The sequence below is a fragment of the Leptospira alexanderi serovar Manhao 3 str. L 60 genome (genome assembly GCF_000243815.2).
Classification (GTDB): Bacteria; Spirochaetota; Leptospiria; order Leptospirales; family Leptospiraceae; genus Leptospira; species Leptospira alexanderi.
On the sequence record NZ_AHMT02000040.1, the window covers coordinates 1 to 10,000 of the forward strand.

At 41.1% G+C, this 10,000-nt stretch carries 5 protein-coding genes, 1 tRNA gene and 1 pseudogene (1 of these 7 cut by a window edge); 3 read left to right on the forward strand and 4 right to left on the reverse strand.

Going from position 1 to position 10,000, the window contains the following annotated elements:
- Positions 1-873 (forward strand): annotated as a pseudogene (locus tag LEP1GSC062_RS21895) (IS110 family RNA-guided transposase); the annotation flags it as partial.
- A gap of 405 nt (positions 874-1,278) precedes the next feature.
- On the opposite strand, the gene LEP1GSC062_RS13005 reads toward LEP1GSC062_RS21895, so the two are convergent.
- Positions 1,279-2,946 (reverse strand): TolC family protein, encoded by a 1,668-nt coding sequence (locus LEP1GSC062_RS13005; RefSeq protein ID WP_020984505.1) that lies wholly within the window; start codon positions 2,944-2,946, stop codon positions 1,279-1,281.
- Between the two features lie 90 nt (positions 2,947-3,036).
- Here LEP1GSC062_RS13005 and LEP1GSC062_RS13010 point away from each other — a divergent pair, with 90 nt between their 5' ends.
- Both LEP1GSC062_RS13010 and LEP1GSC062_RS13015 read left to right on the forward strand, forming a co-directional pair.
- Positions 3,037-5,112, forward strand: a complete 2,076-nt coding sequence (locus tag LEP1GSC062_RS13010) for a thioredoxin domain-containing protein (protein WP_020984503.1) — start codon at positions 3,037-3,039, stop codon at positions 5,110-5,112.
- A 168-nt stretch (positions 5,113-5,280) separates the two neighbouring features.
- Positions 5,281-5,362 (forward strand) — tRNA-Leu (locus LEP1GSC062_RS13015).
- 166 nt (positions 5,363-5,528) lie between these two features.
- Here LEP1GSC062_RS13015 and LEP1GSC062_RS13020 read toward each other — a convergent pair.
- From LEP1GSC062_RS13020 to LEP1GSC062_RS13035, 3 genes are all read right to left on the reverse strand, one after another.
- Entirely contained in the window at positions 5,529-8,144 is a 2,616-nt protein-coding gene (locus LEP1GSC062_RS13020) for a M1 family aminopeptidase (protein WP_010576489.1), read from the reverse strand.
- 483 nt (positions 8,145-8,627) lie between these two features.
- Positions 8,628-9,884: an MFS transporter gene (locus LEP1GSC062_RS13030; protein ID WP_010576487.1), complete on the reverse strand. Its 1,257-nt coding sequence runs from the start codon at positions 9,882-9,884 to the stop codon at positions 8,628-8,630.
- Position 9,885: 1 nt separating this feature from the next.
- A protein-coding gene (locus tag LEP1GSC062_RS13035) for an NUDIX hydrolase (protein WP_010576486.1) crosses the window boundary here: on the reverse strand, positions 9,886-10,000 show its 3' portion. It continues 464 nt past the right edge of the window; the window shows 115 of its 579 coding nt (coding positions 465-579); the start codon falls outside the window, past its right edge; the stop codon is at positions 9,886-9,888.

Below are 10,000 nucleotides of genomic sequence, written 5' to 3' on the forward strand. Positions count from 1 at the left end.
CAATATTAAACAAAGGGATTCAAGTAATTGTCCTGAATCCCGGAGACTTAGCAACGATCTATCAATCCTTAAAAAAGACCGATAAAGAAGACAGTTTAAAAATAGCCAGGCTCATTCAACGTTTTCCAATAGAAGAGTTACCGGTTGTTCCGATTCCCACAGATGAAGAGGAAGACAATCGAAGACTTTGCACGGAACATGAGAACTGGACAAGACAACTAACGCAAGGCAAAAATCGACTTCATAGTTTATTCACTCAAGCAGGTTTGACTGAAATTACCAAAAAGCATTTGCGAACAAAAGCATCCAGAGAAGCTTCCGTAACTCTACTTCCTGATCGATACAAAAGAGAAGCAGAACGAATCTTAAAAGTTTAGATTTAGTCGAACTAAATACTAAAACTAATAGAAGAAGAAATTAAAGAGGCTCTGAAAAAAAATCAGAGTTATGTTCAAACGATCATGTCCATGCCTGGGATCGGTATGATTACTTCTTTGGCGATCATGAGTTATATGGGTGATTGTAAACGATTCTCTTCGGCTAAACAAGCCGCTTACTATGTGGGCTTAGTTCCGAGTGTTGATATTTCGGGAGATACGGTTCGATACGGAAGAATTGTATCTCGTGGTTGTCATGCAATTCGAAGAGTAATTGTTCAAGCGGCCTGGAGTCTGGTTCGATGTCAGCATGGCGGAAAGATAAAAGAATTCTATCAAAGGTTATATGTTAAAAAAGGAGGCTAAAAAATCGATCATCGCTACTTCACGCAAAATGATCGAAGTTCTTTATTCAATGATTCGAACGGGAGATCTTTTTGATTCTATGCCTGAAGAAGTATGGAATCGAAAATTAGCTCAATATGGTCTTATGTAAAAAAAAATAGCGGGAGGGCTTGACACAAGAAACATAGGAGGAGAAAGCGAGGTTGAGTTTTGTAAGCGGCTCTCAACGAAGTTGAGAAAGAAAGCGACCCGTAGAAAGCGAAATAGAGTTATTCTCCACCCCCACCCAAAAATAAGGGTGGGAACTAAGTTTCACAGAGGATTTGTCGGAATTCCGACAGATTTATTTTGAGATCCAAGTATTTGTGGGGTTGGTTATGTTAGAGAGCAACACTTTAGTTTCTTATTCGCCCAAACTTTCTTACGACCCTGCTCACGTTAAAATAGAGTTATTGAAAAATTCCATGATTCAGATTAACAAAACCGCTTCAAACGTCCATTTCAATGAAGCAGAAATGGATAAGGAAATTAATTTTTCAATAACTCTATTTTATTTTTATTCTAAAACGGCGGTATTTAAGTCTGTTTGTTTTGTGTCCGTCATCTTCATCAATCGATCGATGATATCGTTAACGTTCACGCCAAATTTTTCGAAGATATGGTTTTTTGCGAGTTCGTAACGAAGAATATCTATGTTTAGTTGAATTTTAGCCTGAGTTACTTGTAATTCGGATTGGATTACGTTATCCAACGCGGTTTTTACTGCGACTGCGGTAAATCTTCCCTGACGAAAACGCTCTGAAAGACCTCTATAGAATTTATTGGCTTCTTCCCTTCTTTTTTTAGCGCCTTCGAGAATATCTTTTCCGGCTAAGATCGTCGCATAACGATTTTCTAATTCTTCTTTGATGGAAAGTTTCAATTCCGCTTCTTTTTTTTCTAAATTTTCAACATCCAGCTTCGCGTTTCGGATATCTGCTTTGATTCCTTTATCCCAAAGCGGATAAGAAAATTGAAAAGCCGCATACGCTTCCGGATATTTAAAGGAAGCAATTCCTCGATTTGTATCCATGACATTTTGCTGGGGAGAAACGATATTTTGCCCTCTTGTGGAGTAGGCGCCTGAAAGTTTCAAAGAAGGCATGTCTTCGGCTTCCTTGATTTTCAAATTGAGTTCTGCAATTTCCCTTTGTTTTCGAAGATTTTTCAGATCGGTTCTGTGTTCTAAAGCGTAGATATAATCTTTTTCCACGTTGAAATCTACAGGAACGTTCTCTTGAAGATCGGTGACACCTTCGACTTTAGAGGATGGATCAGCGTTTAAAATTCGAATTAGATTTCTTTCCGCCTCTTTACGGGAAACCTTTGCCTTTTCTAAATTTCCAGCGGTTTGAGAAAGAATGGAGTTCCAAAGATTAACTTCAAAACCTTCGGAAAGACCTAAATTCCGTTTTCTTGTGGTTAAATCGCGTATGTTTCTCGTGTTGGATTCTAGGTCTTGTAAAGTTTTTACGTTCGAATCGTAGATGTTCAAACTCCAGTATTGAATTAAGGTTTGAACCACGAGTTGAGAAAGAATATAAATCAGCTCTTCTCTTTTGATCACAGTGTTTTGTCTTAAAATGGCTTCTTTTTCCTTCTGAGTTTTTCCGAAGCTGTACTTTAAAATTTCCTGACTGAGAGTGATCGTCAAAGCGCTCGTATATTGCGGAGGAATGGCGAGTATAGCTAAGCTTGAAGGAGTTGTACGAGGATCTTCGAAGGCGCTTGAATCGAAACGAGTGGTGCTCGCTTCCAATTTCACATAAGTTCCTGTTTTAAAATTTTTTTCGATACCTACGCTGAGCTTATCTTGGCTTTGTTTGGTTCCCAAAAAGATATTGTTTCTATTGTTGGGAAGAGTTGTTTTAAAGATAGTGATTCCACCGATTAGATTCCAAGTGAATTGGGATTCGTTTTTGAGTTCTCCTCCGTCCGCTTTTACGTACTCCATCTTCGCGTTTTGGATCGTAATGTTTTTTTCGAGTACATGATTTACCGCATCTTTCAGAGTCAGACGAAGTACGTTTTTCAAATCTCCGAGATTCCCTTTTTCTTCTTCTACGATAACTTCCTTAGGTAGAATGTCCTCTCCAATTGTAGGTTGAATCGTTGTAAAAAAAATGGTTCCTAGAATAAAAAAAGTTCCGAATTTTCTATAAGTACCTTCTTTTTTATGCTCCATGTAAGCGCCTACTTAATGGACATGGTTGGAATTAGGAAGATTTTTAGAAATCGAAAAATAGATTTTATGAGTCTAAAAGAGAGTAATTCAATGCAATTCAGCTCCCGTAGTCCGAATCGACTTTCAAAAGAAAAAAGTCCTTATCTCCAACAACATGCATATAATCCTGTGGATTGGTTTCCATGGGGTGAGGAAGCCTTAACCAAAGCAAGGGAACAGGACAAACTCATTTTCTTATCCATAGGCTATGCGACCTGCCATTGGTGTCATGTTATGGAAAAAGAATCCTTTGAGAACCAAATGGTCGCGGATTATCTCAACTCTCATTTCGTATCGATCAAAGTGGATCGTGAAGAAAGACCCGATATCGACCGGATCTATATGGATGCGTTACATGCCATGGACCAACAAGGTGGTTGGCCTCTTAATATCTTTTTGACTCCGGATGGGAAGCCGATTACTGGAGGAACCTATTTTCCTCCGGAACCCAGATATGGAAGAAAAAGTTTTTTAGAAATTTTGAATATTCTTAGAAAGGTTTGGAAGGAGAAACGACAGGAATTGATTGTAGCTTCCTCCGAACTTTCTCGATATTTGAAAGATTCCGGAGAAGGTCGGGCTATAGAAAAGCAAGAAGGAAGTCTACCGTCGGAGAATTGTTTTGATTCCGGATTTTCTCTTTACGAAAGTTATTATGACGCCGAGTTCGGAGGATTTAAAACCAATCACGTCAATAAGTTCCCTCCGAGTATGGGACTTTCGTTTTTACTCCGATATTATCACTCTTCCGGAAATCCAAGTGCTTTGGAGATGGTGGAGAATACACTCCTTGCAATGAAACAAGGAGGAATCTACGATCAGATCGGAGGGGGACTTTGTCGTTATTCCACGGATCATCATTGGATGGTTCCACATTTTGAAAAGATGCTCTACGATAATTCTCTCTTTTTGGAAACTCTAGTGGAATGTTCCCAGGTTTCTAAAAAAATTTCTGCCAAGTCCTTTGCGCTCGATGTAATTTCCTATCTACATCGGGATATGAGAATTGTCGGCGGGGGAATTTGTAGCGCGGAGGATGCGGATTCCGAAGGAGAAGAAGGTCTTTTTTATATCTGGGATTTCGAAGAATTCCGGGAAGTCTGTGGGGAAGATTCTCGAATTTTGGAAAAATTTTGGAACGTAACAAAAAAAGGAAACTTCGAAGGAAAGAATATTCTGCATGAAAGTTATCGTAGCGAAGCTACAAAATTTTCCGAAGAAGAATGGAAACGGATCGATTCTGTTTTGGAAAGAGGTAGAGCCAAACTTCTAGAAAGAAGAAACAAAAGAGTTCGTCCTCTACGAGACGATAAAATTCTTACTTCTTGGAACGGTCTTTATATCAAAGCTCTTGCAAAGGCGGGTGTTGCGTTTCAAAGGGAAGACTTTTTGAAACTCGCGGAGGAGACGTATTCTTTTATCGAAAGAAATCTGATCGATCCGAGCGGAAGGATTTTGCGTCGATTCAGGGACAAAGAATCGGGTATATTAGGATATAGTAATGATTACGCGGAGATGATTTCCTCTTCGATCGCTTTGTTCGAAGCGGGATGCGGAATTCGTTATCTGAAAAACGCGGTTCTTTGGATGGAAGAGGCGATTCGTTTGTTCCGTTCCCCGGCGGGTGTGTTCTTCGATACAGGAAACGACGGTGAGGTCCTTTTGCGGAGGAGCGTGGACAGTTATGACGGTGTGGAACCTTCCGCGAACAGTTCTCTTGCTTATTCTTTGGTGAAATTGTCCTTGTTTGGAATTGATTCGGTTCGTTATAGGGAATTCGCCGAATCGATCTTTTTGTATTTTACGAAAGAATTATCTACTTATTCTCTCAGTTATCCTCATTTGCTTTCGGCTTACTGGACTTACAGACATCATTCCAAGGAAATCGTTTTGATTCGTAAGGATACGGATTCCGGGAAGGAACTTTTGGCCGCGATTCAAACCAGGTTTCTGCCGGATTCGGTTTTTGCTGTCGTGAACGAGAATGAGTTGGAAGAAGCGAGAAAACTTTCTACTTTGTTTGACTCAAGAGACAGCGGAGGAAACGCACTCGTTTATGTTTGTGAGAATTTTTCCTGTAAACTTCCGGTGAGTAATCTCGCGGATCTGAAAAAGTGGATCGAATGATTGGATGTCTCGGAATCATCTGGAAAGTTTGAAAAAAAATCACCGAATTGCGGGTTGGCAACAACTCCAGGACATTTTGACAAACATTCCAAGGTATTGGAGATTAAAATCTTTCCAACGAAACCGCTTGACTCCAAAGAAGATTCGCGAACATTGGAAGGACCACACGCGAGTATGGTGAAATTGGTAGACACGCCAGATTTAGGTTCTGGTGCAGAAATGTGTGGGGGTTCGAGTCCCTCTACTCGCAATTCTCTTCTATAGGGATACCATCTTCCCTTCACTCTGCAAACTCTCTAATTCAAAGAAAGTTTATTAGAGTTGTTGAAAAATTAATTCTTTATCCGTTTCTGCTTAATTGAAATGGATGTTTGGAGCGGTTTTGCTAATCTGAACCATGGAATTTTTCAACAACTCTATTGTTTGGCGAGAATTTTCACGGTTCTTTCCAAATCATCTCGATGTTGTTTGAGATCTTTTTTAAGAAGAGCGGGAATCTCTTTTTGTTCTTTGAGAAAACGATTCGTTTTGTCCACGAGGGTCTGATTCGGCTCCAAACTTGGAAATAATAGATTTCCAAATGCGGAAGAAAAATGGGAATCGCGATCTTTATAAATTCCGATCACGGATTCGAAGTATAAATTCTCGTAATCTTTTAGGATTTCTTCCTGGTGATCCCAATAAAAACCTCTCATTCCGTAGCGGAGCATGTCCGTGGAATATTTTGTATTAGGATCCGTAAATTCTTTCCAGGCGGCGGATTTCGATTTTGGATCGGGATACGCGACTCTGGCTCCGTATGCTTTTTTCGCGCCAAGATCGGATGTGTCCGCTTTTTCTTCTTTTTCAATGAGGTCTAACGCGTTCTTATCTCCAAATGCGGAAAGTCTCGTTAAAATACTCCATCTTCTTTCTTGGTCGATTTTAATTCCGGAGATTATGATCTTTCCGTCCAAAAGGTCCTTTAAGTAGGAAAGTTGATTTGGAGTTCTGGATGTACTTTCAAGTATCCTATACCAGACGATTTTTTCCTCTTCCGTGATAGAAGGATTTTCGAGTCCGTTTTTGGCCAGTTCGTTTAGCTTTGCGGACCATTCTTCCTTGTTTTCCTTCTTCAGGTAATTTGACGTGATGGAGGAGGCCTTGGTCAGGATATGACTGCTTCGAACGGAAAGATCTTCTTCGTAAATTCCCTGTTGAAACACAAGTTCCAAAAAATCCTTGGGAGAAATTTCCGCATCGCGCGTCATCTGCCACAGAGAGCCCCAGAGAATTCTTCTCGCAAAACGGTCTTTCAGTTTATTCAAGGAAGTTTTTAAGAGAAGGATTCCGTCTTTCGGAAGATAGGTCTTTGCATATGCGTAGTCGTTTGTGTTTAACACTACGATCTCGGAAGATCCAGATATATGTTTGTCGGGGTTTGTCGTTTTTACGGCAGATTTTTGCATCTTTGGATTTTTACTTATATGAAAATCCGCATTTTGAAACAAGCTATAAGGGAGAATGGTTTCTTGTCCTTTGACATCGATTCTACTTTTCCAGGCGGCTTCGAAAAATTTTCCTTTGAGGGTAAAGATCGTTACTTCCAAGGCGTGTGTTCTGTAAAGACCGTTTTTTTCGGAAGGTAGCTGTCGGATCAACAAATGTTCCTGTCTCCATTCGGGAAGAAGCGTGTTCACTCCGGTCGTATCGAGCCATTCCTTACTCCAACTACGGATATCGATTCCGGAAGTTTCGGACATCGTATCTAAAAAGTCCGTTTGAACTGTATTCGAATTCGCGAATTTTCGAAAGTATTTTCGCATCGCGTTTCGGAACGTATCTTCCCCGATATAATACATCAGCTGACGAAGCACGGAGGCTCCTTTGGAATAGGAGATTCCGTCAAAATTGCTAATTGCGTCTAACGTGTTTTCTGCATTTCCCGCTATGGGATGGGTCGTGGAAAGTTGATCTTCTCTGTAGGCCCATTCTTCTCGAACGTAAAAGTGTTCGAGAGCGTCCGGAAATAATTTTCCGTGGGACATCGCATAATAGGAAAGATAATCGGCAAAACTTTCGTTTAACCAGAGGTCGTTCCACCATTTCATCGTAACCAAGTTACCGAACCACATATGAACCATCTCGTGATAGATCGTATTGGCTCTTCCGAGATACTCGGAATAAATACGGGGACTTCTAAAGATGTAATGTTCCGAAAAGGTAACGGCTCCCACGTTCTCCATAGCGCCCATATTAAACTCCGGAACAAAAATCTGATCGTATTTTCCGTACGGATACGGAAGATCGAAGTAGGATTCTAAAAATCCAAAGGATTCTTTTGTGATCGCGAAAAGGTTCTCCGCATCTAGATATTTGGCGAGGGATTTCCTACATAGAATTCTTAATGGGATGTTTTTATAACGGTCTTCCCAGACTTCGTAAGGACCGGCGATCAAAGCGAACAAATACGTGGAAAACAGAGCGGTTTTCTGAAAACGAATTTCGATTCTTTCTTTTTTGATTTGTTCCTTGGAAGGAAAAGTGTTGTGAATGTATTTCCATTCTTTCGGTCCGACAAGGGAAAGCTCATACGTCGCTTTCAAGTCGGGTTGATCGAAACACGGAAACATTCGGTGCGCTTCGAAAGGTTCGAAATCCGTATGGAGATATTCGGAACCGTCGGAAGGATCCTGGAACTGATGAAATCCGGAACCGCTGTGGTTGTAGTCGTTTGTATAACGAATCCTAATTTCGTTCTTTCCGGATTTTAAGGATTCTTGCGAAAGATCCAGGAAAGAATCGGTTTTCGAGTAATTGGAGAACTCTTTTAATTCTTTTCCGTTTAACAAAAATACTTCGATTTTCTTAGAGACAAAGTCTATTTTGAGTTTTCCTTTCCCCTTTCCGGTATAAAAGAATGAAATTTTAGTTTCTCCCTGATATGTGGAAGAACCTGCTTTGAGGTCTAAATGAATTTCGTAACTGATCTGATCGATCAGCTCCGCCCTCTTGACGGCTTCTGCTTGGGTAAGTATATTGGGAGCATCCATCGGTTCCTTCTTTAATATTCAAAAGTTAGAATATTCAAAAATATGATTAGTTTCTAAGTCTCGTTCTATAACAGCTGCAACGCGGAGAATGTCGCGCTTGAATTCGGAGAATGAAATAACCATAATCAATGGGACGACTCTTTGTAAAGCAAAGAAACTCGAAGTCGCGGACTCGGGCGGGCCGCTTTAAACTCGATGAAACGCTTTTTGTCGAATGTTTCTTTATTTTACTTTCAAAAGAGTCGATTTCTGTCGGAACTACGATGATTTTCTCTAAGAGGTTTCTCTCTGAAAAATTGTGGGATATCTCTGTGAATTTTATTGCAGGATTGGGGAAATCTTCGGACAAATTCTCCTGTCATGAGAACCACGGATCTGCAAATGAAAAGCCACTTACAGCGTGTCCCAAAACTGGGACGGGTTCTTATAAGAATTTCTACAAAGCTTTCATCGAATCGTTGTTTGTGTCTTAATATTAGACCTTTAAAGAATATCCTTCAGTTGCATCTTTCGAAGCCGGGGAGCGATTGCTCCTACAAATCCCACGGTGAAGAGAGTCAAAATTCCGCCTACGACGATTGATCTTCTGATTCCGAGCCATTCCGCGGTAACACCTGATTCGAATTCTCCGATTTCGTTTGAGGAGCCGATAAAGATATAATTTACTGCGGAAACTCTCCCTCTCATATGATCCGGAGTGTGCATCTGAACGATTGTGTGACGAATCACTACGCTGACCATGTCGAACGCGCCTGCGGCCGCAAGACAGAAGAACGAAATTCTATAATCGTTGGAAAGTCCGAAAAAAATGATACAAATCCCGAAGCCAAACACGCAAGTCAGAAGGATCCAACCGGAATGTTTTTTGGGCGGCCTAGCGGCGATAAAAAAGGCACATAAAACAGCTCCGACTCCTTGGGCCGAACGAAGAATCCCGAAAATCTCGGGGCTTTGTCCCAGAATTTTTTCCGTAAAAGAAGGAAGAAGTGCGACCGCTCCTCCGAAAAGGACCGCAAACAAATCCAAAGAGATTGCACCGAGGATGATTTGGTGTGTGGAAACAAATTTCCAACCGGAACTTAAACTTTCCCAGATGCTTTCGCTCGATTCAGGTTTTTCAGGAACGGGTTTTCCTTTTACGAGTAACATCAAAATCAAACCGAAACTCATCAAAAGAAGGTCCACCGAATATGCAAGGTAAAGACCAAAGACGATCAACATTCCTCCGATAAGGGGGCCGAGGACCAAGGAGGTCTGCCAGGCGATTCCACTCCAGGTCGCGGCGTTTGGAAATGTTTCCTTATCCACGAGCTGGGTTTGGAATGCGGCGGTCGCAGGATTTAAAAAACCTCTCGCGATTCCGGAAAGAAAGATCACGCCGTAAATCGGATACACGCCGGATTCTCTAAGAATCCAAGACATATTAGGAAATACTAATATTAGTAGAAGTAGAGAACAGATTGATAAAAGACCCAGAGCGGAAGTGACGATTTTTTTTCTTGGAAAGGAATCGATCACAAGACCGGAAAACAAGGCCATCGTGATGGAAGGAATCGCCTCCGCGAGACCGATAAAACCGACGTGCAAATTGCTTCCGGTGAGATGATACATCTGCCAACCAACGACGGTGGTTTGAATGCTGATGGAAAGAGTCACCATAAACTTACCGAAAAGGAAGAAACGGTAATCGGAGATTTTCAGGGCTTGAAAGGGATCGTGTTTTGTTTTGGCTTGAGTCATTCTAGTTTTGGATTGGGTTTTTGATAAAATACATTCCGAGAGCGGCGACCATCATTCCGTGATGTAGAATGTTATCGGCGATCAATCGGGGAATGTTCCGGATGGGGGTTTCAAAA

Bases quoted from the DNA above. Each gene is read 5' to 3' on its own strand.
- LEP1GSC062_RS13005 (WP_020984505.1), bottom strand. From the start codon at position 2,946: ATGGAGCATAAAAAAGAAGGTACTTATAGAAAATTCGGAACTTTTTTT.
- LEP1GSC062_RS13010 (WP_020984503.1), top strand. From the start codon at position 3,037: ATGCAATTCAGCTCCCGTAGTCCGAATCGACTTTCAAAAGAAAAAAGT.
- LEP1GSC062_RS13020 (WP_010576489.1), bottom strand. From the start codon at position 8,144: ATGGATGCTCCCAATATACTTACCCAAGCAGAAGCCGTCAAGAGGGCG.
- LEP1GSC062_RS13030 (WP_010576487.1), bottom strand. From the start codon at position 9,884: ATGACTCAAGCCAAAACAAAACACGATCCCTTTCAAGCCCTGAAAATC.